We start from the raw sequence: 23,478 nt of genomic DNA, 5'->3' as shown, positions 1-23,478 counted from the left end.
TTGCAGGAAAGCCACGTTCCCGCAACCACAGGACAGGAACGTGGCTTTCCTGCAACGGGGCCGGACCGGACCGCCGAGGTCCGCGCCGCCTTCGAGCGCTACGAGCAGGCCCTGCTCGACGGCGACGTCGCCGTCCTCACCGAGCTGTTCTGGGACGACCCCCGCTGCCGCCGCTTCGGCGTCGCCGACCGCCAGGACGGCGCCGCGGAGATCGCGGCCTGGCGCCGCGCCCACCCGACCGTGCCCGCCGGGCGCCGGCTCCGCGAGACCGCGGTGCTGGCGCTGGGCGGGGACACGGCGGTGGTCACGACCCTGTTCGACCACCCCGGCTCCGGCACCGAGGGGCGGCAGAGCCAGACCTGGTTCCGCTTCCCCGGGGGCTGGCGGATCGTCGCGGCGCACGTGTCCGAGGTGCCCCTCGGATGACGGCCCGCGATCAGGGGCGGGGGGCTCCCCCGGCCCCCCGCCCCGCCCTGCTCGCCGTCGTGGCCGCCCACCGCACGGGCCAGCCGCTGCATCCCGAGCTCGTCGCGCTCGGGGCGGAGTTCGTGCGGCGGGCGCTCACCGCGCCGGTCTACCTGCTCGTGGCGCTACCCGGGCCGGGGGTGCCGCGCGGCGGGCTGGTGGCCGTCGACGACGGGGGCGCGGCCGTCGAGGTCGAGCTGCACCGGCTCCCGGTGGCCGCGCTGGGCGCGCTCGTGTGCACCCTGCCCGCGCCGCTGGGGATCGGTCCGGTGGAACTGGTCGACGGCGAAGCGCTGGGGATCGTGTGCGTGCGCCGGCCCCCGGGCGCGGTCGACGTCAGCGCGCACGGCAGCTGGCCCGCCTACCTGGCCTCGCGCGCCGCACCCGTGAGTGGATGACAGTGCTGGAGCCCTGTTTCCCACTCACGAGCGCGGAGCGCTAGCCGGTCACCTCGTACGTGTGCCCGGCCGTCACCAGCCGCTCCACCAGCGCCCGGCCCATCGCCGTCGCCGGGGTCAGCGAGCCGGCGTGGTCGGGCAGGTCGTCCAGCGCCAGGCACAGCCCGCTCTCGCCGAGCATGACGGCGGTGGCCGCGTAGCCCGGGTCGCCCTTCCCCGACACCCGCGCGCGGTAGCGGCGGCCGCTCGTCGTGGTCGCCTCGACGTCCATCCGGAACCAGCCCTTCGCCCGCGCCTCCGCGCTCGGCCCCGTGCCGGGCTTCGGCAGGACCCGGTCGAGCAGGGCGCGCGTGGGCGGCAGCGACATCCCGGCGAGGCCGGCGGCGAGCCCGACGGTCGTCCCCACCGCCGCGACGGCGCCGACGGGGCTCGAGCCGAAGCCCATCGTCTCGGAGTAGCGCAGGCCGCGGCCGTAGGCGAAGCCGAGCAGGGCGTTGCTGCGCCGCACCACGCGGGTGTTGTACGACGCCATGACGAACGGCGCCGTCCACGTTCCGCGCGCCCCTCGGCGCCTGGGCAGCGGCGCGTCCGACGGCTGGCGCGGCGCGGGCTCGGCGGCGCGGTCGGGGCTCAGCGAGTGGGCGTCACCGACCACCTTCTGCCGGGACCGGTCGGCCCCGACGGCCTCCAGCTGCGCCCGCATCGAGTCGATCGTGCCGCCGCTGAAGCCGCCGCGGGCCGTGGCGACGAGGTCGACGTCGACGAGTTCTCCCGCACCGTCGGCGGCGGCGCGCTCGTGCAGCACGAACACGCCGAGGTCCGACGGGATCGAGTCGTAGCCGCAGGAGTGCACGATCCTCGCGCCGGTGTCCTGCGCGACCTCGTCGAAGGCGTCGATCGCGTCGCGGTGGAACAGCACCTCGCCGGTGAGGTCGGCGTAGTGGGTGCCGGCCCGCGCGCACGCCTCCACGACCGGCAGGCCGTAGCGCGCGTACGGGCCGACCGTCGTCACCAGCACGCGGGTGCCCTCGGCGAGCGCGCGCAGGGCGTCGGCGTCGCCGGAGTCGGCGATGAGCAGCGGCCAGTCGCGCGCCGCGGCGGGCAGCCGGCGGCGCACGGCCTCGAGCTTCTCCTGCGAGCGGCCCGCGAGCCCGATCCGGACCCCGGCGGGCGCGTGCTCGGCCAGGTAGGCGGCGGTCAGCTCCCCGACGAAGCCGGTGGCGCCGTAGACGACGAGATCGTGAGGCCGGTCCATGCCGCCCACCCTGCCGCACGTGCCGGCGTCCGGCACGCGCCGGGCGTCGTCAGCGCCCGCCGAGCAGCCCGCCCAGCACGCCGCCGACGCCGCCCTGCCCGCCGTGACCGGCCTGCTCGCCGCCGCCGGCGCCGGCCACGAGCCCGCCGGGCGGCAGCTCCGAGGGCTGCACGATGACGAAGCCGCGGCCGGTGAACGACAGCGTGTACCGCTCCCCCGTGCTGCGGCCCATCAGCGTGCCGATGTTGAACGTGTCGTTGGTCGTGAGGCCCGTCTGCAGGCTCGCCGACCAGGCGACGGCGGCCTGCGGGTCGGCGTAGGTGGGCTGGTCGACGTTGAGCACGACCGGCGTGCCCTCGGTGGTGATCGCGATCCGGCCGCGGCCGGTGAACTCGCAGTTGAACAGCCCGGCGTTGCTCGCGAAGCCGGCGGCGCCCGAGACCCGCGCGATGCGGTAGGTCAGCGTGGAGTCGAAGGCGAGGACGTTGGCGCCGTTGATGGTGAGGCCGTCGGAGCCGTCGAGGTCGATGAGGTGGACGTCGCTGGCCGCGTTGGCCAGGAACAGGTCACCCCGACCGCTGACCTTCATCAGCGGCACGCCCTCGCCCGTGAGCCGTTGCCGGATCATGTTGCCGATGCCGCCGGAGCCCAGCGCCTCGAAGCGCAGGTCGCCCTGGTAGGCGACCATCGACCCGGCGCGGGCCATGAGGTCGCCGCCGCCCATCGAGACGCGCGCCATCTTGCCGCCCTGCTTCTGGATGCCCATGCCGGCGACTTCGGCGTGCTGCGGGCTGAACAGGTCGCTCTGCATGGGAGGGGCTCCTTCGGGCGACGGCGCGAACGGCGGGGGGACGGGCGGGGCGGACGGCGGGAACGCCGGAGCCGGGGGGACGGGCGGCGCCGACGGCCACGCCGCGGCGGGCGGCGACGCGGCGGGAGCCCGCGGGGCGTCGGGCAGCGGCAGGGCGAACCGGTCCGGGTCCGGTGCGGACGGCGGCGCCGGGGGCGCGGACGGCGGCCCGGCAGGGGGCGCGACCGGCGGCCAGGACGGGGGCGGCGGCGCGGACGGGGACGGCGGCGCAGCCGCCGGAGGGGCGGGCGGCGCCTGACGGCTCGGTGGGGGTTCGGCGGGCGGCACGGGCGCGTCGTCGTCGAGGTGCACCCCGTACTCCGCCGCGATCCCGGCCAGCCCGGAGTCGTAGCCCTGCCCGACCGCGCGCACCCGCCAGCCGCCCTGGCGGCGGTAGACCTCGATGCACACCACGGCGGACTCGCTGCCGAGCCCGGTCATCTCGAACGTCGACTCCCCCACCGTGGCGACCGGCGGCGCGACCTGCCCGAACGTCGCCGGGCCGCTGCCGTCGAGGCTGGCGGTGACCACCACCGAGCCGACGTCGGCCGGGACCGCCCGCAGGTCCATCTGGATGAGGTCGCCCCGGCCGCGGCCGTGGTGGTGGGAGACGCCGTCGCCGAGCGGGTTGTTGAAGAACACGAAGTCGCCGTCGCTGCGCACCCGGCCGGCCGGGCCGAGCAGCAGCGCGGAGACCTCGACCGGGGCGGCGCTGGTCACCGCGACCGTGACCAGGTCGACGGACAGCGGCCGGTTCTCGCCGCGGGTCAGGGGCGTCACACCGCGGAGTGTGCCACCGGCCCCGGACCGCCGGAAGCCCGCGTCGAGGCCTCGTGGTCAGGTTGTCCGGCGCGGGACGGGGCACCCCGGACGCATGACGGAGTTCGAGACCGAGCGCACGATGCCGGCGGGCGCGGACGCGGTGTTCGCCGTGGTGTCCGACCTGGAACGGCTGACCGAGTGGCTGCCGCACGAGATCCGCGTGCGCCCCACCCACGACGACCCGGGCAGCGACCCCGCCCGCGGGGGCGGCGACGTGACCGAGGTGCACGCGGAGGTCGAACCGCGGCACGTCGACGCCCACGGACTGGTGCGGGTGCGCCCCGAGCAGATGCGCGTCGAGTGGGGCGGCGGCGACTCCACCGACTACGCGGGCTACCTGCAGGTGATGGGCGACGACCCGGACCGCTCGTCGGTCCTGCTGCACCTGTCGTTCCTCGGCGACCAGCCCGAGACGCACACCGGGCAGGCCTCCGACGAGGTGCGCCGCGGCCTCGACACGGGGCTGGAGAACCTCGCGCGGATGCTCGCCGAGCGCGCGATCTGACGGGCCGGGAACGAGAGGGACGGGAACGAGAGAGCCCCCGCCGACGGTGTCGGCGGGGGCTCTCCCCAGGGGTGGAGGTGCCGGGAATCGAACCCGGGTCCTCCGTCGCTCCACAAGGACTTCTCCGTGCGCAGTCCGCAATGCCTCTACTCGGATCCACCGGTCACGCGAACAAGCCGGTGTGACGATCCCAGTCGCTGTTTGGTGTCCCCGTCCACCCCGCGACCGGGCGGACGGGTGAGCTCCCTAGCTGATGCCGGGATCCGCGGCGGGAGCGCCCGCGGGCCGACAGAGTCGCACTCGCCTCAGGCGGCGAGGGCGAACTCGCGCTGACTGGAGTCGGCGCTTATAGGTTTGCGACGGGTGGTTAACGAGATCATCGTCGCCTTCCTCGGCACGCTTCCCCTTGATCGACGAACGAAGTCGAAACCGTTCACCCCCTGGAGCACGCCCGGACTTCGGACGCCTGCACAGACTAACGCCTATCGCCCCCGACATCATCCCGGTTGGCCCGCACACACCTCCCGGGGTCCGCACACAGGGCCGGACCTGTGTGCGAGCACCGGATCCTGTGTGCGAGCCGCCGGGGGGGCGAGCCGCCGGGGGGCGAGCCGGGTCAGGCGGGCCGGACGCCGAGCAGCCGCGCCGGCGTGTCGTGCAGCACCGCGCGCAGGAACGGGGCACCCAGGCGCTCGTCGGCCGACGCCCACCCCGCCACGGCGGCCACCTGCTCGTGCACGCCGTAGGGGATGTTCGGGAAGTCGCTGCCGTAGACGACGCGGTCGGCGACGTCGACCAGCCGCGACGCCCAGTCGCCGGGCAGCGGCGTCATCGCCTGCGTGAACGCGGTGCCCACCATCGTCGTGTCGATGTGGACGCGCGGGTAGCGGCGGACGAGGTCGAGCGCACCGGCGAAGTCGGGCATCCCGGCGTGCGCGAGCACCACCGGCAGGGTCGGGTGCTCGGCCAGCACCTCGCCGAACACGTCGAGGCCGGTGTGTGCGCCGGGGATCGGGCCGTGCCCGCAGTGCACCACCGCGGGCACCCCGGCCTCGGCGAGCAGCCCCCAGGCCGGGCGCAGCAGCGGGTCGCGCGGGTCGAACGAGCCGACCTGCACGTGCACCTTCACCACGCGGGCGCCCGCGGACACGGCCGCGCCCAGGTAGTCGGCGACGTCGGGCTCGGGGTAGAGCGTGGCCGTGGGCACCGCGCCGGGCGTGCGCGCGGCGAAGTCGGTGACCCACTCGGTGAGCCAGCGGCCCATGCCCGGCTTGTGCGGGTACACCAACGGCGCGAACGCCCGCACCCCGAGCTTCTCCAGCGTCGCCACCCGCTCCTCGGGCGTGGTGCGGTAGTGGATCGGCCAGGCCGTGCCGTAGTGCTCCTCGGCGCGGTCGAAGTAGGCCCACACCTTGTCCATCACGCGGTCGGGCAGGAAGTGCACGTGCGCGTCGACGAGCCCGGGCACGCCGAGCTCGTCGAGGAAGCGCGGGACGTCGGTGTCGTCGAGCGGAGGGGCGGGGACCGTCACCTGCGCAGCTCGCGCGCGCGGCCCTTCGCGGCCCGGCCGAACGCCCTCTGGATCTCGCGCTGCGCGTCGCGCTTGGCGAGGTCGGTGCGCTTGTCGTAGCTCTTCTTGCCGCGGGCCAGCGCCAGCTCGCACTTGACCTTTCCGTCGGAGAAGTACAGCGAGAGCGGCACCAGCGACAGCCCGCCCTCCTTGATCTTGCCGATCAGGCGGTCGATCTCGCCGCGGTGCAGCAGCAGCTTGCGCGTGCGGCGCGGCTCGTGGTTGGTCCAGCTGCCCTGCGTGTACTCCGGGATGTGCAGCCCGCGCAACCAGATCTCGCCGTCGTCGACGGTGGCGAACGCGTCCACCAGCGACGCCCGGCCCAGCCGCAGGCTCTTCACCTCGGTGCCGAGCAGCGCGACGCCCGCCTCGTACTCGTCGAGCACGGCGTAGTCGTGGCGCGCGCGGCGGTTCTGCGCGATCACCTTGCGCCCCGTTTCCTTCACCCCTCCAGCTTACGCGGAGGGGCCAGCCGGTTGCGGCGCTACAGGCGCACGTAGAGGCGCAGCGTCACGTAGCCGGTGACCGCGGCGATGCCTGCGCCGACCATGAGCAGGATCGGCGAGACCCACACGATGTCGGCCAGCTCGATCGGCGGCACGACGCCGTTGCTGACGATCCCCGACAGCAGCTGGTCGATGAACAGGAACTTGCCCGCCACCAGCCCCGCCGACGCGATCAGCGCACCCACGACGCCGGTGACCACGGCCTCGATGAGGAACGGCAGCTGCGTGTACCAGCGCGTGGCGCCGACCAGCCGCATGACGCCGACCTCCGTGCGCCGCGTGTACGCCGACACCTGCACGGTGTTGGAGATCAGCAGCAGCGCCGCGACGGCCTGCACCAGCGCGAGCGCGAACGTCACGTTGCGGACGCCGCCGAGGAAGTCGAACAGCTTGGCGACGACGGCGCGCTGGTCGATGACGTTGCGGACGCCGACCTGCCCGGTCATCGCCTGCGTGACGGCCGCCGCGCCGGCCTCCTGGTCGGCGAGCCGCACGCGCAGGGTGGCGGGCAGCGACTGCGGGCGCACGACGTCGGCCAGCGCCTGCCCGGCGAACAGCTCCAGGTAGCGCTCGTAGGCCTGCTGCTGGCTCTCGAACCGCACCGAGTCGACGAGCGGCGAGCCCTCCAGCGTGGCCCGCAGCCCCGAGCACACCGGCTGGCTGCAGTCGGTGTCGGCGGCGGACACGTCGGCCGTGAGCGCGACCTGCACCTCGACGCGGTCGCTGTAGAGCTGCTCGGTGCGGTCGATCGTGCGCACGGCGAGCAGCCCGGTGCCGACCAGGCCCAGCGAGATCGCGGTGGTCAGCACCATCGCGATCGTCATCGTGACGTTGCGGCGCAGGCCGGTGAAGACCTCCCGCGTGACGAAGTCGGCTCTCATGGCGCCTCCCCGGGAGAAAGCACGTCGGCGCGCCTCACCGTCCGACCCCGTAGACCCCGCGGATCTCGTCGCGCACGACCTGGCCCATGTCCAGTTCGACGACGCGGCGGCGCATCGAGTCGACGATGGAGTGGTCGTGGGTGGCCATCACGACCGTCGTGCCGGTGCGGTTGATCCGCTCCAGCAGCAGCATGATGTCCTGGCTGGTGTCGGGGTCGAGGTTGCCCGTGGGCTCGTCGGCCAGCAGCACCAGCGGCCGGTTGACGAACGCGCGCGCGATCGCCACGCGCTGCTGCTCGCCGCCGGAGAGCTCGTTGGGCAGGCGCTCGGCCTTGCCACCCAGCCCGACGAGGTCGAGCACCTCGGGCACGACCTTGCGGATCGTGCCCTGGCTCTTGCCGATGACCTCGAGCGCGAACGCCACGTTCTCGCCCACGGTCTTGTTCGGCAGCAGCCGGAAGTCCTGGAACACGCAGCCGATGCGCTGGCGCAGCGTGGGCACGCGGCGGCGCGGGAGCTTCGCCACGTCCATGTCGGACACGAAGATGCTGCCGCGCGTGGGGACGTCCTCGCGCAGCAGCAGCCTCAGGAACGTCGACTTGCCGGACCCGGACGGCCCGATGAGGAAGACGAACTCCCCCTTCTCGACGTTCACCGAGACCCGGTCCAGCGCGGGACGCGTGGACGTCTTGTACGTCTTGGTGACGCGTTCGAGGCGGATCACGCGGCGTGACGATACGCAGGTGCCCGCGGCCGTCCGCCGCCGCCCCGCGGGTCAGTCGGACGCGGTGGCCTCGTTGCGGCGCCAGCGGATGCCCGCCTCGATGAACCCGTCGATGGCGCCGTCGAGCACGGCCGCGGGGTTGTTGACCTCGTGGTTGGTGCGCAGGTCCTTGACCATCTGGTACGGGTGCAGCACGTAGGAGCGCATCTGGTTGCCGAACGACGCGTCGCCGGTGTCCTTGAGCGAGTCCATCAGGGCCCGCTCCTCCTGCCTGCGCCGCTCCAGCAGCTTGGCCTGCAGCACGACCATCGCCGAGGCCTTGTTCTGGATCTGCGAGCGCTCGTTCTGGCAGGACACCACGATGCCGGTGGGCAGGTGCGTCAGGCGCACCGCCGAGTCGGTGGTGTTGACGCCCTGGCCGCCGGGGCCCGAGGACCGGTAGACGTCGACGCGCAGTTCCTTCTCGTCGATCTCGACGTGGTCGGAGGTCTCCACGACCGGCGCCACCTCGACGGCGGCGAAGGAGGTCTGGCGGCGCCCCTGGTTGTCGAACGGCGAGATGCGGACCAGGCGGTGCGTGCCCTGCTCGACCGAGAGCGTGCCGTAGGCGTAGGGCGTGTGGACGGCGAAGGTGGCCGACTTGAGGCCCGCCTCCTCGGCGTAGGACGTGTCGTAGACGTCGACGCCGTAGCCGTGCTGCTCGGCCCAGCGCAGGTACATGCGCATGAGCATCTCGGCGAAGTCGGCCGCGTCGACGCCGCCGGAGCCGGCGCGGATCGTCACGAGCGCCTCGCGCTGGTCGTACTCGCCGGACAGCAGCGTGCGCACCTCGAGGGCCTCGATGTCGGCACGCAGCTTGGTGCGCTCCGCATCGGCCTCGGCGATGGCGCCCTCGTCCTTCTCGTCCTCGGCCAGCTCGTAGAGCAGCGGGAGGTCGTCGAGGCGGCGGCGAAGCTCCTCGAGCCGGCGGACGTCACCGGTGGCGTAGGCCAGCCGGCTGGTGACCTTCTGCGCCTCGTCCGGGTTGTTCCACAGGTCGGGCTGGCCCGCCTGGTCCTCGAGGTCGGCGATCTCGACGCGCAGCGCGGGCAGGTCGGTGACCGCCTCGATGCTCTCCAGGGTGGTGGCGAGTTCCTTGAGGTCGGCCGCGGCGTCGGGGTTCACAACGCTCCAGGGTACGCGGCGGCCTCAGACGTCCGGGACGGCGTCCAGCAGGCGCAGCATGGCCCGGGTGTGGGCGACGACGAAGTCGGCCACGGCCTTGCGGTACGGGTCGGGCTCGCCCTTCGCCGTGGCCTTCGCGGCGGCGAGCCGCTCGCTGTAGGCCTCGCGGGCGCCACCGACGAGACCGGCGCGCTGCTTGGGGGTGAGCGAGCCGGCGTGCAGCAGCCGGAGCACGAGCGGGCTGCGGACCGGGTCGGACGGGGGGCCCGACGCCAGCCAGGCGGTGAACGAGCGCTTCCCCGCGGCGGTGATCGCGTACTGCTGCGACGCCCGGGGGCCCTGCTTGCCGAGCTTGAGCAGTCCGGCCTCGGCGAGCGCGGGGAGCTCGCGGTAGACCTGGCTGCGGGTGACCGCGAAGAACGGGCCGAACCGCTCGCCCGCCTGCGCCACGAGCTCGCCGCCGCTCATCGGGCCCGAGTGCAGCAGGCCCAGCAGTGCGGCGGCGGTGGCGTTGACGGGCGTCGCCCTGGCGGGTGGCATGCGACCACCGTGCCATCCCGCTGCCGCCCCTGCAGGCCGACCGGGACCGGACGGCGTAACGCCCGGAGCACCCCCGGACGACCACCTCGCGGCTGCGTGTGACCGGATCAGGACCCGAACGCGCCCCGCTTCACGCCGACCACACACGCGGCTCCCCCGAGTACCCGCCACTAGCCCGATCGGACCACCGACATCCGGTCGTTCGGCGAGGCCCGGTGCGGCGCGATCCGCCGGCGGGAGCGAGGAGGGGGTACGGCGGGGTTCCTCCTGCGACGGCTCGTGAACTACGTCGCACTCTGCTTCATCGCGGCCTTCGCGACGTTCTCCCTGGCGTCGCTGACGTGACCGATCCCAGCCCGTGAGTGGCGATCGTGGCCCTGGCCACGATCGCCACTCACGAGGGGTCAGCCGATCGTCAGCTCGGCGATGCGGGCGCGGTGGGCGTCGGCGTCACCGAACTGGCCGGCGAGCCGCTTGGCACGCTTGTAGAAGAAGTGCGCCTCGTGCTCCCACGTGTACCCGATGCCGCCGTGGTACTGGATCATCGCCTGGGTCGCCGCGACGGCCGCGTCGCCCGCCTTCGCCTTCGCGACGGCGACGGCGAGGTCGGCCCCGTCGAGCCCGGTGTCGACGGCGTGCGCCGCGTAGAGCACCGCGTGCTCGGCCAGCGTGACCGCCACGTGCAGGTCGGCCAGCGCGTGCTTGATCGCCTGGAACGAGCCGACCGGCACGCCGAACTGCTGGCGGTCCTTGTCGTAGGCGACGGTGCGGGTGATCGCCTCGCGGGCGATCCCGGCCAGGTCGGCGGCCACGAGCACGGTGGCCCGGGCCTCCAGCTCGGCGACGACCGCGGCGGTGGCGCCGGGCAGCGCCTCCCCCTCGCCCGCCTCGACGGACGCGAGCCGCGTCGTGCCGTCGTAGGAGCCCTGCGGGGTGGCGGTGGCGCCGGTGACGAGCACGAGCCCGTCGCCGGAACGGGCGACGACGACGTCGGCCAGCGCCCCGTACTCGACGGCCGGGAGCGTGCCCGGCGCGCTGCCGCGCAGGGTGAACGCGCCGACCGCGTCGCCGGAGGCGAGCCGCGGCAGCCACGCGGCCTGCTGCTCGGGTGAGCCGGCGAGCCGGACCGCCTCCGCGGCGAGCACGGTGCCGCGCCACGGCCCGGGCGCGGCGCCCGCACCCAGCGCGCGGCCGATCACCTGGGCCTCCACCAGCCCGAGGCCGAGGCCGTCGTGCTCCTCGGGGACGGTCACGGCGAGCCAGCCCTGCTCGGCGGCGGCCTTCCACAGGGAGGCGGGGTGGCCGTCGGCTGCACCGTCGGCCCCGCCCACTCCCTCGAACACGCCGCGCACGGCCTCGAGGTCGAAGCGCCCGGCCAGGTAGGAGCGGACCGCACCGTCGAACGCCTGCTGGTCCTCATCGAGGGCGAAGAACACGGTGACTCCCTATCGGGGCAGGCCGAGCACGCGCTCGGCGGTGACGTTGCGCTGGACCTGCGAGGAGCCGCCCCAGATGGTGACCGACCGCGACCACATCGCCTGGGCGTGCAGCGGGCGCAGGTCGAGGTCGCCGAGGGTGTCGAGCGTGGCGTCCTCGCCCAGGATCTCGTCGAAGACCTCCCAGAGGTCCTGCGAGGGCTCCGACCAGATGAGCTTGGTCATCGACGCCTCGAAGCCGAGGTCGCGGCCCTGCTCGACCTGGGTCTGCACGTGCATGGCGTGGTAGCGCAGGCACTCCAGGTCGGTGAGGACGCGGGCGAGCTTGCCCCGGATCACGGGGTCGGTGTCGCGCCCGAGCCGCTTCGCCACGTCGACGACCTCGTCGTACTGGCGCCGGAACTCGGTGTACTGCGCGATGCCCGATGCGCCGCGCTCGAAGGACAGCAGGAGCATGGCGGTGCGCCAGCCCTCGCCGATCTCGCCGAGGACCTCGGTGGCGGGCACGCGGGCGTCGGAGAAGAAGACCTCGCCGAACTCGCTCGCGCCGCTCATCTGCTTGAGCGGGCGGGCGTCGACGCCGTCCTGGTGCATGTCGATGAGCAGCATCGAGATGCCGCGGTGCTTCTGCGAGCCCGCCTCGGTGCGCACGAGGGTGAAGATCTTGTCGCCGTGCACGGCGTTGGTGGTCCACACCTTCTGCCCGTTGACGACGAAGTCGTCGCCGTCGCGGACGCCCTTCGTGGCGACGGCCGCGAGGTCGGAGCCGGCACCGGGCTCGGAGAAGCCCTGGCACCAGATGACCTCGTTGCGCAGCAGCGGGCCGATGATCTCCTTCTTCTGCGCGTCCGTGCCGATCGCCATCACGGTCGGGGCGAGGAACGTCAGGGCGAGCGGGTTGACCGAGCGCGGCGCGTCGGCCAGGACCATCTCGGCGTCGTAGATCGCCTTCATGCCCGGCGTGCCACCGCGCCCGCCGTACTCGGTGGGCCACTGGATGCCCGCGTAGCCGGCGAGCGCCTTGTCGCGCTCCCAGTCGCGGCGCAGCCGGAAGTTCTCGTCGTCGTCGAGGGACTCCCAGAAGCCGGGACGCGTCCACTCGTTCGGGATGTTCGCCGAGAGCCAGGAGCGCAGCTCGCTGCGGAACTCCTCCTCGGCGGCGGTGTAGGTCAGATCCATGTTCACGGCCTCCTCGCGCGGTACCGCCCACCTTGGCATACCGAGCAGTAACCCCGCAGCGCCGTGTGCGTGAGCGGCGCGGTCTGCGTACCCTTCCGGCCATGCGCAGCGAGCGTGTGACGGTGAGCCTGCCGGCCGAACTGGTCGCCGAGGCCCGCGGTGCGGTGCGCCGGGGCGCGGCGTCGAGCATGTCCGCCTACATCGCCGAGGCCGTGGCCGCGCGCCAGGTCCGCGAGCGGACCCTGGCCACCCTCGAGGACCTCTACGGCGGCCCGCCCCCGCCCGACGAGCTCGACGAGGCCCGTCGCACGCTGCGGCTCGCGCCGCCCGCGGCCGCGGTCTAGGGGCGCCGCGCATGGGTGCCAGCCTGTGATCGGCGGCCGCGTCCTCGACGCCTCCGCGCTCATCGCCTTCGCCACCGGCCGTCCGGTCTACGTCCGCGCCCTGGTCTGGGCCGCCGTCGAGGCCAACATCGTGCTCGCGGTGCCCAGCGCCGCGCTGAGCCGGGCCTGGTCGGTGCTCTCCCCCGAGCACCACGCCGCGCTGGGTGTGCTCCTCGACCTGCCCATCACCGTGATCGACCAGCTCGACCCGCGCGCCGCGCAGGAGTCTGGCCTGCTCATGGCCGAGTCCGGGGGCGACGACCTGTCGGCCGGGCAGGTCACGCTCAGCGCCCGGCGGCGCGGGTGGCCGGCGGTCACGGGCGAGCCGTGGGCGCTGCGCAAGCTCGACACCGGGGTGGCGATCGAAGAACTGCCGTGAGTGGCGACCAGGGCTGGAGCCCTGGTCGCCACTCACGACCTGCGTCAGGCGAGCCGCTGCCGCAGGCGTTCCAGCGCGGCGTCGTCGAGGCCGTTGGCGCGCAGCCAGCCGGCGGCGCCGCCCGTCCCGTCGGTGCCGTACTCCGTGTCGAGGTGGGCCAGCACGGCCTCCATCACGACCGCGCGGGGCAGGTGCGGGGTGAGGTCGGCGGGCATCTCCTCGCCCGCCGCGGTGGTCCAGCGCCGCCACATCCCCTCGACGTTCTCCGCCGACAGCGCGTAGTCGGCCACCACCGCCTCCCGCTCGACGCCGACCGCGTCGAGCACGAGCGCGACGAGGACCCCGGTGCGGTCCTTGCCCGCGGCGCAGTGCACGAGGGCGGGCCCGGCGTCCTCCGCGGCCAGGCGGCGCACGGCCTCGGCCACGTTGGCGGGGTGGTCGCCGAGGTAGCCGAGGTAGTTGCGCAACAGCGGGTCGGTGTCGTCGCCGGTCTCGGGGAGGTAGTCGCGGCTCTCGCCGATGAACGTCAGCGTCACCGTCTCGACGCCTGCCGCGGACACGGGCGTGGGGCCGTCGCGGTCGACCTCGCGGGGGGTGCGGAGGTCGAGCACCAGCGAGAGGCCGAAGCCGTCGACGAGGCGGGTGACGTCGTCGGGGGTGGCGAAGTGCAGCGAGCCGCTGCGCAGCAGGACGCCGGAGCGGGTCGTGCCGCCGCCGGCGAGCGGGAGACCGCCGACGTCGCGGACGTTGTCGATGCCCTCGAACGGCAGGGTGCGCGTGGTGTACTCGGGCGTCTCGTCGATCACTCGCTCAACGCTAACCGGAGGGACGATGGACGACCACATCCCCGTGGGCCGGGGTTTCGACCGCCTCGCCGCTCTGGACCCCGACGCCGTCGCGCTGCACGCGCCCGACGGCGACGTCACCCGCGCGGAGCTGGCGGCCGCCTCCAACCGGGCCGCGCGGGAGTTCCGCGCCCTCGGCGTGCGGCAGGACGACCTCGTCACGATCGGCCTCGGCAACGGCTTCCCCTTCTACGCCGCCGTGCTCGGCGCGTGGAAGCTCGGGGCGGTGCCGCAGCCGGTGTCGGCGAAGCTGCCGCCCGCGGAGCTCTCCGCGCTGCTGGAGATCGCGGGCTCGCCCGTCGTCGTCGGGCTGGCGGCGGCCGACCGCCCGTCGCTGCCCCCGGACTGGAGGCCCGACCCGGCGCAGTCGGCCGACCCGCTCCCCCCGGCGCTGCCGCCGAGCTGGAAGGCGCCGACGTCGGGCGGGAGCACCGGACGTCCGAAGATCATCGTGGCGGGCCAGCCCGGCTGGACGGACGCCGTGACCGAGCGTGCGGAGCGGCTGCGGATCGGCGGACCGGGTGACGTCTTCGCCGTGACGGCCCCGCTCTACCACAACGCGCCGTTCATGTTCTCGCTGATCGCGCTGCTGCGCGGCTGCCCACTGCTGGTGCTCGACCGGTTCGACGGGGCGCACGTGCTCGAGGCCGTGAGCCGCCACCGCGTCCACTGGTTCTACGCCGTGCCGACGCTGATGGGGCGGATCCTGCGCCTGCCCGAGGAGGTGCGGGCGGCGGCCGACCTGTCGGGCGTGCAGACGCTGCTGCACGTCGGCGCGCCCTGCCCGGAGCCGGTGAAGCGGGCCTGGATCGACTGGCTGGGTCCGGAGAAGGTCGTCGAGCTGTACGCGGGCACGGAGTCGCAGGCCGGCTGCCAGATCGACGGCGTCGAGTGGCTGGCGCACCCCGGCTCGGTCGGCCGAACGACGTGGGGCGAGATCCGCATCGGTGACGAGGAGGCGCGGCCGCTGCCGGTGGGCGAGGTCGGCGAGGTGTGGATGCGCTACCCGCCCGACGCCGTGCCCTACCGCTACCTCGGGGCGATCGCCCGGGCCCACGACGGCTGGGAGACGATCGGCGACCTCGGGCACATGGACGCCGACGGCTACCTGTACCTCGCCGACCGCCGCAGCGACCTCATCCTCGTCGGCGGCTCGAACGTCTACCCGGCCGAGGTGGAGGCGGCGCTGGCCGACCACCCGCGCGTGCTGTCGTGCTGCGTCATCGGCCTGCCCGACGAGGACCTCGGGGCGCGGGTGCACGCGCTGGTGCAGGTGGACGGGGCGGTCTCGGACGAGGACCTGCGGGCCCACGTCGCCGCCCGGCTCACCGCCAACAAGGTCCCGCGGACGTGGGAGCGCGTGGAGGGGCCGCTGCGGGAGGACACGGGGAAGGTCCGGCGGTCGGCGCTGCGGGCGGCGCGGTTGCACTCACAGTAGCCGAGGTGACGGTGTGTGACTTATTTTACGACGCCGTCACCGTGTCGTCGTCTTCGCAAACTTGTTACTCCATATGGTCGATGAGTCCGCGCTCCCCGCGTCCATTCGGAGTAACAAGTGTCTCTCTCGCGCTCCCGGCTGCGCCTCATGGCCGCAACTTTCACCGTCTGCGCCACCGCGATCCCCCTCGCGGTCCTCGCCGGCACCGCGTCCGCCCTCCCCGAGGACGCGCTGCCCGGCGACCCGTCGCTGTCCGACTACAGCGCCCCGGAATCCGACGAGGACGTGACGGTCACCCCGATCGACTTCCAGGTCTCCAACCAGCTCGAGCCCGGCTCGTCGTACACGCTGCGCGGGTTCCTCTACGAACCCGCGGACGCCGAGGGCTGCACGACGGTGCTCCAGGCGAACCACGCGCTCACCACCGGCGCCTGGTACTGGGACATCCCCTTCGAGCAGGACCGCTACTCGATCGCCCGCACGATCGTGAAGGAGTCGGGGATCTCGTTCCTCGCGCTCAACAAGCTCGGCTACGGCCAACCCGACCACCCCTACCGGTCGTCGGACCGGCCCAACGGCTACACCGTCACGGTCGAGGCGCTGGCCGACGCCAGCCACCAGGTCACCCAGCAGTTGCGCGAGGACGGTTACGAGCGCGTCGGCCTGATCGGGCACTCCGCGGGCAGTGAGGAGTCGGAGCTGCAGGCCGGGCTCTACCAGGACGTCGACGCCCTGATCCTCTCCGGGTTCACCCACCTCGCCACCGAGCGCTTCACCGCCCAGATCGCCACGCAGGAGGTGCCGCGGACGCTGACCGACGACTACCCCTTCTTCTTCGGCGACCACGAGACCCGTGACAGCTTCCTGTTCACCGACCTCGCCGATCCCGAGCTCGTGAAGGCCCTGCACCCGCTCGTGAACGAGACCCCGGCCGGCGAGATCCTCTCGATCGGACCGCAGCCCTCGCGCGCCGTCGCGCCGCTCATCGACGTTCCGGTGCTCACCCTCATCGCGGAGGCGGACGAGATCTTCAACGCCGCCGGCGCCCCGGTCGACGAGGCGACGTTCCTGAGCAGCGACGACGTCACGTTCAACAGCTACCCGGGCATCGGCCACGGGGTGGAGTTCCACCGCAACGGCCCGGAGATCACGCAGGACGTCGCGGACTGGATCAGCGCCCGCCCCGACGCTCTGCCCTCCTGCCGCTAGCACGGCAGGCCCGACCAGACCCCGACACGGTCACCACGAGACCCCGACTCGCGGGCTCCCCGCGAGTCGGGGTCTCGTTGCGCGCGTGTCGCGCTCACACCCCCTGCGCCGGCGTCCGCCGGAGTGCCGGGGGCAGCAGGCGGGCGCCCGGGCCGGCCGCGGCGGCCCGGTCGTCGGGGTTGTAGAGCCGGCAGCGCGCCAGCGACAGGCACCCGCACCCGATGCACGAGTCGAGCCCGTCGCGCAGCGCCACCAGTGCCTCGATCTGCTCGTCGAGCCGGCCCCGCCACGCCTCCGACAGCCGCGACCAGTCGGCCTTCGTCGGCGTCCGGCCGTCGGGCAGGCGGTCGAGGCCCTCGCGCACCTCCTCCAGCCCCACGCCGATCGTCCGGGCCGCGCGGATGAAGGCGAGCCGCCGCAGGACCGACCGCTCGTAGCGCCGCTGCCCGCCCGACGTCCGCGTCGTGCGCAGCAGGCCCTCCCGCTCGTAGAACCGCAGCGCCGACGCCGGGAAGCCGCTGCGCGCCACCACCTCGCCGATCGTGAGCAGGTCGTGCCCGTCCATCGGTCCCCCCTTGACCTGAAGCTGACTTCAGCTTGCACCGTAGTCGCATGACTTCCACGACCGCCACCGAGATCGCCACCGAGATCGCCGTCGTCACCGGCGCGGGCGCCGGCTTCGGGCTCGCCCTCGCCACCGCGCTCGCCGCCCGCGGCACCACCGTCCTCGCGACCGGCCGCGACGCCGCGCGCCTGCGCACCGCCGTGGCCGACCTGCCGAACGTCGTCGCCGTGCCCGGCGACGTCAACGACCCCGCGCACCGCGCCGACCTCGTCGCCACAGCGCGCCGCCTGGGCGGGCTCGACCTGCTGGTGCACAACGCGGGCGAGCTCGGCCCGTCGCCGCTGCCACCGCTCGCCGCCTACCCCCTCGACGCCCTGCGCGCGGTCCACGAGACGACCGTCGTCGCCGCGCTCGCGCTCACCCAGCTCGCGCTGCCGCTGCTGCGCTCCGCCGCGGCGCCCGCGGTCGTGACCCTCAGCTCCGACGCCGCCGTCGGGGCCTACCCGGGGTGGGGCGGCTACGGCAGCGCGAAGGCCGCGCTCGACCACCTCGCCGCCGTGCTCGGCGTCGAGGAGCCCGGGGTGCGGGTGTGGGCCGTCGACCCCGGCGACATGCGTACCGCCATGCACCAGCGCGCCTTCCCCGGCGAGGACGTCACCGACCGCCCCGAGCCGGCCGCGGCCGTGCCCGCGTTCCTGCGCCTGCTCGACGAGCGCCCGCCCAGCGGGCGCTACCGGGCGGCGGACCTCGCGGTGGCACCCACCGTCGGGGTGGTGGCCCGGTGACCCGCGCACAGCCGGCGACCCGCTTCACCCCCGGGCCGTCCGCGACCCGCCCGCCCGCCGTCCGCGACGGGGTCCGCCTGATGGTCGCCGGCGACGACATCGCGCACCGGTGGTTCCGCGACCTGCCCGACGCCCTCGAGCCGGGCGACCTCCTCGTCGTCAACACCTCCGACACCGAGCCCGCCGCCGTGCCCGGCCGCCGCTCCGACGGCCGTCCGGTGCTGCTGCACGTCGCCGGGCCCGGCCGCGACGGCGGGCTGGTGGTCGAGCTCCGCACGCCCGACGGCGGCCGCGTCACCGACGTCGTCGCGGGCGAGGCGGTGGCGCTGCCGGCCGGGGCGGTCGCGGTGCTGCACTCCCCCGTCCCCGGGGCGACGCCCGGGCGCATGTGGCGGGCGGCGGTCCCGGTCGAGGGCGGGCTGCGCGCCTACCTCGGGGCCGTCGGCGCGCCCGTCCGCTACTCCTACGTGCCGCGGGCGTGGCCGCTGACCGAGTACCGCACGGTGTTCGCGACGCCCGTGCCCGGCGAGTTCGGCAGCGCCGAGATGCCGAGCGCCGGGCGTCCGTTCACCCGCACCGTGCTCGACGCCCTGCGCTCCCGGGGCGTGCGGACCGCCGAGATCGTGCTGCACACGGGGCTCTCCTCCCCCGAGGCCCACGAGGTGCCGCTGCCCGAGCGCTACCGCGTGCCCGCCGCCACCGCCGACGCCGTGGGCCGGACGCACGCGGCGGGCGGGCGGGTGGTCGCCGTCGGCACGACCGCCACCCGCGCGCTGGAGTCGGCCACCGGACCGGACGGGACGGTCTCCGCGGCCGGGGGCTGGACCGACCTGGTGCTGGGCCCGGACCGCCCGGCCCGGGTCGTCGACGGGCTGGTCACCGGGTGGCACGAGCCGGAGGCCTCGCACCTCCTGCTGCTCGAGGCGGTGGCCGGTCCGGAGCTCGTCGGGCGGGCCTACGCCGCCTCCGCCGAGCGGCCGTACCGGTGGCACGAGTTCGGAGACTCCTGCCTGCTCCTTCCGCCACGGAGCGTCACTCGTCGCGCTCGGTGACCGTTCGCCGCCGTCGCTCGTCATGCACGGAAGCGACCTTCGGCACGACGAACGGCACGTCAGGTGCGCCGACAGGCAGCGTGTCACCTTGTGGGGCCGTAACGCGACCTCGTAAGGTCCTGCCTCAGCGTTACGAACCGATCACGACGCCACGGGCCGGAACTCCCCATCCGGCCCACCGGACCCCCGACCGGGCGTCGTGATCGGTTCGCTCCCCCGAGCGCTGAGAGGCTGGACCGTGGCTGGACATCGTTCTCCGCAGGGCACGCGCGCCCGTCGCGCCTCCGGCGCGGCCCGACACCACGCCGCCGAGCGCCCCGCGCCGACCGGCCCCTCGCTCCGCAACACCGTGGTCGCCTCGGCCGCCGCCGTCGGCGCGGTCGCCACCGGCACCTTCACCGCCCTGCTCCCCACCCCGGGCGACACGGCCACCACCGCGGGCGCCGCGGAGACCATCGACGCCACGCTCGTCTCGGCGGGCTCGACCTTCATCGCCGACCTGCCGGCCGCGGCCACCGGGATGCTCGCGCCGGTCTCCTTCGAGACCGCCACCGACGGCGCCGAGATCGCCGAGCTCGCGTTCCTCGACAAGGGCCACACGATGGCCCAGGAGCTCGCGGAGCGTCAGGCCGAGGAGCAGCGCATCGCCGCGGAGCGCGCCGAGCTCGACGCGCTGATCGCCTCCGGAGGCGTCGACGGCTGGATCGCGCAGGCGCTCGACATCCTCGACCTGTCGCAGTCGCTGGCCCCGTCGGTCAAGAACATCATCATGAAGGAGTCGGGCGGCAACCCCCGCGCGATCAACAACTGGGACTCCAACGCCCGCGCCGGCACGCCGTCGCAGGGGCTGATGCAGACGATCCCGTCGACGTTCGCGCACTACGTGCACCCGAGCCTCGCCGGCGAGTCGATCACGCACCCGGTCGCGAACATCACCGCCGGCATCCGCTACATGATCGACACCTACGGCCTCGACACCCTCGAGGCCGGCGGGCGCACCAACTCCAGCGGCGGGTACGTCGGCTACTGAGCCGCCACCGGCCGCGCCTTGCGACCACCGACCGCCACCACGTCACCGGCCTTGAGCTGCGCACCCCGGCGCGCCTCGGGACGGCCGTTGACCTGCACTTCTCCCGCCTCGATCAGCTCGCGCGCGTGACTGCCGTCCTCCGCCAGCCCCGCGAGCTTGAGGAACTGGCCCAGCCGGATGGGCTCACCGCTGAGCGGGACGTCGTCGATGCGCATGAGACCATGGTGCCCTCACCCGACGCAGCGAAGGAACTCCGCACGGCATGACCAGCACCGGACCCGCCCCCGCCGCGGCGCCCGGGCCCACCGTCGCTGCGCCGCGGCGGTTCCGCCCCGAACTGCAGGGGCTGCGTGCGGTCGCCGTCGCCCTCGTCGTCGTCTACCACGTCTGGTTCAACCGGGTCTCCGGCGGCGTCGACGTCTTCTTCGTCATCACCGGCTTCCTGCTCACCGGCCAGATGCTGCGCGCCACGGGCCGCACCGCGGTGCCGGTGCTGCGGCAGTGGGCGCGCACGCTCGGGCGACTGCTGCCCGCAGCGCTGATCGTGCTGCTGGGCACGGTGGTCGGTGGCGCGCTGGTGCTGCCGGAGTCGCGCTGGATGCAGGCCGTCCGCGAGGTGCTGGCGTCGTCGCTGTTCCTGCAGAACTGGCGGCTCGCGGCCGACTCGGTCGACTACGCCGCCCAGAACAACGCGGCGAGCATCGTCCAGCACTTCTGGTCGCTGTCGATCCAGGTGCAGGTCATGCTGGCCGCGCCGGTCCTCATGCTCGGCGTCGTCGCCCTCGCGCGCGCCCGCGGCGCCTCACCGCGCCGCACCTTACTGGCCCTGCTCGGTACGGTCTTCGCCGTCTCGCTCTTCTACTCGGTCGTGCTCACGGCGGACGACCAGCCCTTCGCCTACTTCCACACGGTCACGCGCCTGTGGGAGTTCGCGTTCGGGGGCCTGCTCGCGCTCGTCATCGACCGCGTCCCGCTGAGCGCCCGCCTGCGCGTGCGGCTGGGCTGGATCGGGCTCGTCGGACTGGTGGCGTGCGGCCTGGTCCTGCAGGTCGACGCCGTGTTCCCCGGTTACGCCGCGCTCTGGCCGACGACGTGCGCCGCGCTGGTCCTGCTCGCCGGTGACACGGGGTCGCGCTCGGGGGCCGACCGGTTCCTCTCGAGCGCGCCGCTGCGCCGCCTCGGCGACCTCAGCTACTCCCTCTACCTGTGGCACTGGCCGCTGCTGGTGCTCGCGCTCGTGTGGTCGCGCCAGGAGCAGCTCGGCATCGGTGCGGGGCTGGCGGTCATCGCGGTGGCGCTGGTCCTGGCGGCCGCCACCGACCGCCTCGTCGAGCTCGCGAAGGACCCGTTCCGGGTCGGGGTGGCCGGGCTCGCGGTCGTCCTGGCCGTCACGGGGTGCTTACAGTTCGTGGCCGTCGCGCGCACCTCCTCCGACGCCGTCGTGGGCACCGACCTGCACCCGGGCGCCGTCGGCGGCGACGTCCCGCTCGCCGACCTGCTGCCCGCGCCCGCCGGCGTCACCGAGGACTGGGTGCGCCTGGAGAAGTGGGACTGCGCACCGCTGCGCGGCATCGCGTGGGACGCGTGCCGGCTCCCCGTCGAGGACGAGCCGGAGCGGCGGATCGTGCTGGTCGGCGACTCGCACGTGCAGCAGTTCGCGGGCGCGCTCGTCCCGATCGCCGAGCGCTCGGGCTGGCAGCTCGTGTCGATGGTGTTCGGCGCCTGCCCGTACTCGACGGCGTCGGAGGTCGACAAGGGCGCGGGCGAGCAGGCCTGCCTCGACTGGAACGATGCCGCCGCCGCCGAGATCGCCGACATGCGCCCCGACGCGGTCGTCACCCTGGCCAGCCGCGACGTCCGGGCCGGCCTCACCGAGCAGACCCCGGTCGGCTTCGTGGAGCGCTGGCGCCAGCTCGACGACCTCGGCATCCCGGTCATCGCCGTGCGCGACAACCCCCGCTTCGACCACTCCCCCGCCGACTGCATCCAGCAGCTCGGGCGCGGCGCCATCGAGTGCGGTGTGGCCCGCGAGGAGGTCTACTCCCCCGAGCCGCCCTACGCCCAGATCGGCGACGTCCCGCCGAACGTCTCGTTCCTCGACATCGCCGACGCCGTCTGCGACGACGCCCTGTGCCCCGCGGAGCGCGGCAACGTCCTGGTCTACATGGACGACAACCACCTCACGGCCACCTACACCACCTCGATGGCCCCGCTGCTGGAGGACCGGATCCGCGGGTCGCTGGGCTGGTAGGCCCCGCTACGGTCGCCCGGTGGACGACCGGACCGACGAGCTGCGCCAGGCCCACGACTCGCTCGCGGAGCTCTACGCCGAGCTGTCGCACTCCGCCGTCGACGAGATCCCGCAGGACCGCGCCGTGCTCGCCCTGTTCCACGAGCTGCTCGACGGGCGCACGCAGGTCGCGGACATCGGGTGCGGGTCGGGGCGGATGGCGGGGTACCTGGCCCGGCTCGGGCTGGAGCCGCGCGGCGTCGACCTCTCCCCGGAGATGGTGCGGGTGGCGCGCCGCGACCACCCCGGCATCCCGTTCGAGGTGGGCGACCTGCGCTGCCTCCCCTACGCCGACGGCGAGCTCGCGGGCGCGCTGTGCTGGTACTCGCTGATGTACCTGCCGCCCGAGGAGCGGGCCCAGGCGTTCGGCGAGGTGGCCCGCGTCGTGCGGCCGGGTGGCGTCGTCGGCGTCGCCTTCAAGATGGGCGACGACGCGCACCGGCGCGGCGGGGCGGCCGTCGGCGTCGCCTTCGACATCTGGTGGCTCTCGATGGCGGAGGTGGAGCGCCGGCTCGCCGACGCCGGGTTCCGGGTCGAGTTCACGGCCACCCGGCCGGCGCGTCCCGACGAGCCACAGCCGCAGGGCTACGTGGTGGCGGAGCGGGTCTGAGCCACTTCTGAGCCATCGTGGTGCCATGATCCTTGCTAGTGGCACCACTAGGTGCCACACTGGTGCCATGGACCTGACCCCCTACGTGGCCTCCCTCGGCCGCGAGCTGCTGACCGCCGTCGAGGCCGGCGGCGAGGACGCCGGTGCGGTGATCGACCGGCTGACCGCGTCGATGGAGTCGGCGATCCGGCTCGCGCTGCTGGAGGCGCTGTCGGCGGCGGCGGACGAGATCACCCGCGAGCTGGCCCCCGGCTCGGTCCAGGTGCAGCTGCGCGGGCGCGACCCGCGGTTCGTCGTGGCGCCGCCGCCCGTGGAGCAGCCGCTCCCGCAGGCCCCCGCCGACGGGGGCCCGGCCGACGACCTCGACGACGGCCCGGCCGTGCGCGTCAACCTCCGCCTCCCCGAGCAGCTCAAGGCCGCGTTCGAGGAGGCCGCCGGGCGGGAGGGCCGCTCGCTCAACGCCTGGCTCGTCCGGGCCGGCTCGACCGCGCTGCGGGCCCCGCAGCGCGACCCGGCCACCGAGGGCCGCGGGGCCCGCGGCGCCCAGCGCTACACCGGCTGGGCGCGCTAGCGCCGAGCCCGCGACCAGCAGAAACG

At 74.3% G+C, this 23,478-nt stretch carries 26 protein-coding genes and 1 other RNA gene; 13 read left to right on the top strand and 14 right to left on the bottom strand.

Features of this window, described 5'->3' with window-relative positions; genetic code table 11:
- Entirely contained in the window at window positions 1-426 is a 426-nt protein-coding gene (locus I4I82_RS19980) for an AtzH-like domain-containing protein (protein WP_218595930.1), read from the top strand.
- Window positions 423-863: an allophanate hydrolase-related protein gene (locus I4I82_RS19975; RefSeq protein ID WP_218595929.1), complete on the top strand. Its 441-nt coding sequence runs from the start codon at window positions 423-425 to the stop codon at window positions 861-863. The genes I4I82_RS19980 and I4I82_RS19975 overlap by 4 nt, the downstream gene beginning before the upstream one ends.
- A 40-nt stretch (window positions 864-903) precedes the next feature.
- On the opposite strand, the gene I4I82_RS19970 is transcribed toward I4I82_RS19975, so the two are convergent.
- Both I4I82_RS19970 and I4I82_RS19965 read right to left on the bottom strand, forming a co-directional pair.
- Window positions 904-2,118: a saccharopine dehydrogenase family protein gene (locus I4I82_RS19970; protein ID WP_225920631.1), complete on the bottom strand. Its 1,215-nt coding sequence runs from the start codon at window positions 2,116-2,118 to the stop codon at window positions 904-906.
- 49 nt (window positions 2,119-2,167) lie between these two features.
- Window positions 2,168-3,748 (bottom strand): AIM24 family protein, encoded by a 1,581-nt coding sequence (locus tag I4I82_RS19965; RefSeq protein WP_218595928.1) that lies wholly within the window; start codon window positions 3,746-3,748, stop codon window positions 2,168-2,170.
- 94 nt (window positions 3,749-3,842) lie between these two features.
- On the opposite strand from I4I82_RS19965, the gene I4I82_RS19960 reads away from it, so the two are divergent.
- Window positions 3,843-4,295: an SRPBCC family protein gene (locus tag I4I82_RS19960; protein ID WP_218589077.1), complete on the top strand. Its 453-nt coding sequence runs from the start codon at window positions 3,843-3,845 to the stop codon at window positions 4,293-4,295.
- A gap of 69 nt (window positions 4,296-4,364) precedes the next feature.
- Here I4I82_RS19960 and ssrA read toward each other — a convergent pair.
- From ssrA to I4I82_RS19915, 9 genes are all read right to left on the bottom strand, one after another.
- Window positions 4,365-4,736, bottom strand: a transfer-messenger RNA (tmRNA) gene (gene ssrA / locus I4I82_RS19955).
- A gap of 175 nt (window positions 4,737-4,911) precedes the next feature.
- Complete coding sequence (locus I4I82_RS19950; RefSeq protein ID WP_218589076.1) at window positions 4,912-5,826, bottom strand: amidohydrolase family protein; 915 nt, start codon at window positions 5,824-5,826, stop codon at window positions 4,912-4,914.
- Window positions 5,823-6,311 carry an SsrA-binding protein SmpB gene (gene smpB, locus I4I82_RS19945; protein ID WP_218589075.1) on the bottom strand — a complete coding sequence of 163 codons (489 nt, stop codon included), beginning with the start codon at window positions 6,309-6,311 and terminating at the stop codon, window positions 5,823-5,825. Before smpB ends, I4I82_RS19950 begins: the two co-directional genes overlap by 4 nt.
- Window positions 6,312-6,349: 38 nt before the next feature.
- Window positions 6,350-7,252, bottom strand: a complete 903-nt coding sequence (gene ftsX, locus I4I82_RS19940) for a permease-like cell division protein FtsX (RefSeq protein ID WP_218589074.1) — start codon at window positions 7,250-7,252, stop codon at window positions 6,350-6,352.
- Between the two features lie 34 nt (window positions 7,253-7,286).
- A complete protein-coding gene (gene ftsE, locus I4I82_RS19935; protein WP_218589073.1) occupies window positions 7,287-7,976 on the bottom strand; it encodes a cell division ATP-binding protein FtsE in 690 nt (229 codons plus the stop codon).
- 51 nt (window positions 7,977-8,027) lie between these two features.
- Window positions 8,028-9,140 carry a peptide chain release factor 2 gene (gene prfB, locus I4I82_RS19930; protein WP_218589072.1) on the bottom strand — a complete coding sequence of 371 codons (1,113 nt, stop codon included), beginning with the start codon at window positions 9,138-9,140 and terminating at the stop codon, window positions 8,028-8,030.
- Between the two features lie 24 nt (window positions 9,141-9,164).
- A complete protein-coding gene (locus I4I82_RS19925; protein WP_218589071.1) occupies window positions 9,165-9,680 on the bottom strand; it encodes a PadR family transcriptional regulator in 516 nt (171 codons plus the stop codon).
- Between the two features lie 404 nt (window positions 9,681-10,084).
- Window positions 10,085-11,116, bottom strand: coding sequence for an acyl-CoA dehydrogenase family protein (locus I4I82_RS19920; RefSeq protein ID WP_218589070.1), 1,032 nt, complete (start codon window positions 11,114-11,116; stop codon window positions 10,085-10,087).
- A gap of 9 nt (window positions 11,117-11,125) precedes the next feature.
- Entirely contained in the window at window positions 11,126-12,295 is a 1,170-nt protein-coding gene (locus I4I82_RS19915; protein ID WP_218589069.1) for an acyl-CoA dehydrogenase family protein, read from the bottom strand.
- 101 nt (window positions 12,296-12,396) lie between these two features.
- Between I4I82_RS19915 and I4I82_RS19910 the strand changes: the two genes are divergently transcribed.
- Both I4I82_RS19910 and I4I82_RS19905 read left to right on the top strand, forming a co-directional pair.
- Window positions 12,397-12,639: a hypothetical protein gene (locus tag I4I82_RS19910; protein ID WP_172154235.1), complete on the top strand. Its 243-nt coding sequence runs from the start codon at window positions 12,397-12,399 to the stop codon at window positions 12,637-12,639.
- A gap of 25 nt (window positions 12,640-12,664) precedes the next feature.
- Window positions 12,665-13,057, top strand: coding sequence for a PIN domain-containing protein (locus I4I82_RS19905; RefSeq protein WP_172154237.1), 393 nt, complete (start codon window positions 12,665-12,667; stop codon window positions 13,055-13,057).
- 44 nt (window positions 13,058-13,101) lie between these two features.
- Here I4I82_RS19905 and I4I82_RS19900 read toward each other — a convergent pair whose 3' ends face one another.
- The gene (locus I4I82_RS19900) at window positions 13,102-13,863 is read right to left on the bottom strand and encodes a tyrosine-protein phosphatase (RefSeq protein ID WP_226370152.1); all 762 of its coding nucleotides are present in this window, start codon (window positions 13,861-13,863) and stop codon (window positions 13,102-13,104) included.
- A gap of 25 nt (window positions 13,864-13,888) precedes the next feature.
- Here I4I82_RS19900 and I4I82_RS19895 point away from each other — a divergent pair, with 25 nt between their 5' ends.
- Together I4I82_RS19895 and I4I82_RS19890 are read left to right on the top strand one after the other, a co-directional pair.
- Complete coding sequence (locus I4I82_RS19895) at window positions 13,889-15,340, top strand: AMP-binding protein (RefSeq protein WP_218589067.1); 1,452 nt, start codon at window positions 13,889-13,891, stop codon at window positions 15,338-15,340.
- 147 nt (window positions 15,341-15,487) lie between these two features.
- On the top strand, window positions 15,488-16,549 hold the full coding sequence (locus I4I82_RS19890; RefSeq protein WP_225921934.1) for an alpha/beta hydrolase: 1,062 nt from the start codon (window positions 15,488-15,490) through the stop codon (window positions 16,547-16,549).
- Between the two features lie 94 nt (window positions 16,550-16,643).
- Here the strand turns inward: I4I82_RS19890 and soxR are convergent, their stop codons facing one another.
- Window positions 16,644-17,114, bottom strand: a complete 471-nt coding sequence (gene soxR / locus I4I82_RS19885) for a redox-sensitive transcriptional activator SoxR (protein WP_218589065.1) — start codon at window positions 17,112-17,114, stop codon at window positions 16,644-16,646.
- 47 nt (window positions 17,115-17,161) lie between these two features.
- Between soxR and I4I82_RS19880 the strand changes: the two genes are divergently transcribed.
- The 3 genes from I4I82_RS19880 (at window position 17,162) to I4I82_RS19870 (ending at window position 19,981) form a co-directional block, all read left to right on the top strand.
- Window positions 17,162-17,899 (top strand): SDR family NAD(P)-dependent oxidoreductase, encoded by a 738-nt coding sequence (locus tag I4I82_RS19880; protein WP_218589064.1) that lies wholly within the window; start codon window positions 17,162-17,164, stop codon window positions 17,897-17,899.
- On the top strand, window positions 17,896-18,951 hold the full coding sequence (locus I4I82_RS19875; RefSeq protein WP_226370151.1) for an S-adenosylmethionine:tRNA ribosyltransferase-isomerase: 1,056 nt from the start codon (window positions 17,896-17,898) through the stop codon (window positions 18,949-18,951). Before I4I82_RS19880 ends, I4I82_RS19875 begins: the two co-directional genes overlap by 4 nt.
- Before the next feature lie 238 nt (window positions 18,952-19,189).
- Window positions 19,190-19,981 (top strand): transglycosylase SLT domain-containing protein, encoded by a 792-nt coding sequence (locus I4I82_RS19870; RefSeq protein ID WP_218589063.1) that lies wholly within the window; start codon window positions 19,190-19,192, stop codon window positions 19,979-19,981.
- On the opposite strand, the gene I4I82_RS19865 is transcribed toward I4I82_RS19870, so the two are convergent.
- Window positions 19,975-20,196: an RNA-binding S4 domain-containing protein gene (locus tag I4I82_RS19865; protein ID WP_172154250.1), complete on the bottom strand. Its 222-nt coding sequence runs from the start codon at window positions 20,194-20,196 to the stop codon at window positions 19,975-19,977. The genes I4I82_RS19870 and I4I82_RS19865 overlap by 7 nt on opposite strands.
- A 47-nt stretch (window positions 20,197-20,243) precedes the next feature.
- On the opposite strand from I4I82_RS19865, the gene I4I82_RS19860 reads away from it, so the two are divergent.
- The 3 genes from I4I82_RS19860 to I4I82_RS19850 all read left to right on the top strand — a co-directional run bounded on the left by I4I82_RS19860 (window position 20,244) and on the right by I4I82_RS19850 (window position 23,452).
- Window positions 20,244-22,232 (top strand): acyltransferase family protein, encoded by a 1,989-nt coding sequence (locus I4I82_RS19860; RefSeq protein WP_218589062.1) that lies wholly within the window; start codon window positions 20,244-20,246, stop codon window positions 22,230-22,232.
- A gap of 19 nt (window positions 22,233-22,251) precedes the next feature.
- Entirely contained in the window at window positions 22,252-22,881 is a 630-nt protein-coding gene (locus I4I82_RS19855) for a class I SAM-dependent methyltransferase (RefSeq protein ID WP_218589061.1), read from the top strand.
- A 67-nt stretch (window positions 22,882-22,948) separates the two neighbouring features.
- Entirely contained in the window at window positions 22,949-23,452 is a 504-nt protein-coding gene (locus tag I4I82_RS19850; RefSeq protein ID WP_218589060.1) for a hypothetical protein, read from the top strand.
- The last annotated feature ends 26 nt before the right edge of the window (window positions 23,453-23,478 follow it).

Origin of the sequence: Pseudonocardia oceani, from assembly GCF_019263585.2 — a bacterium.
Taxonomy (GTDB): Bacteria; Actinomycetota; Actinomycetes; order Mycobacteriales; family Pseudonocardiaceae; genus Pseudonocardia; species Pseudonocardia oceani.
Note: the sequence above shows the minus strand (reverse complement) of the source record. Positions and strands in the feature narration are given on the sequence as shown.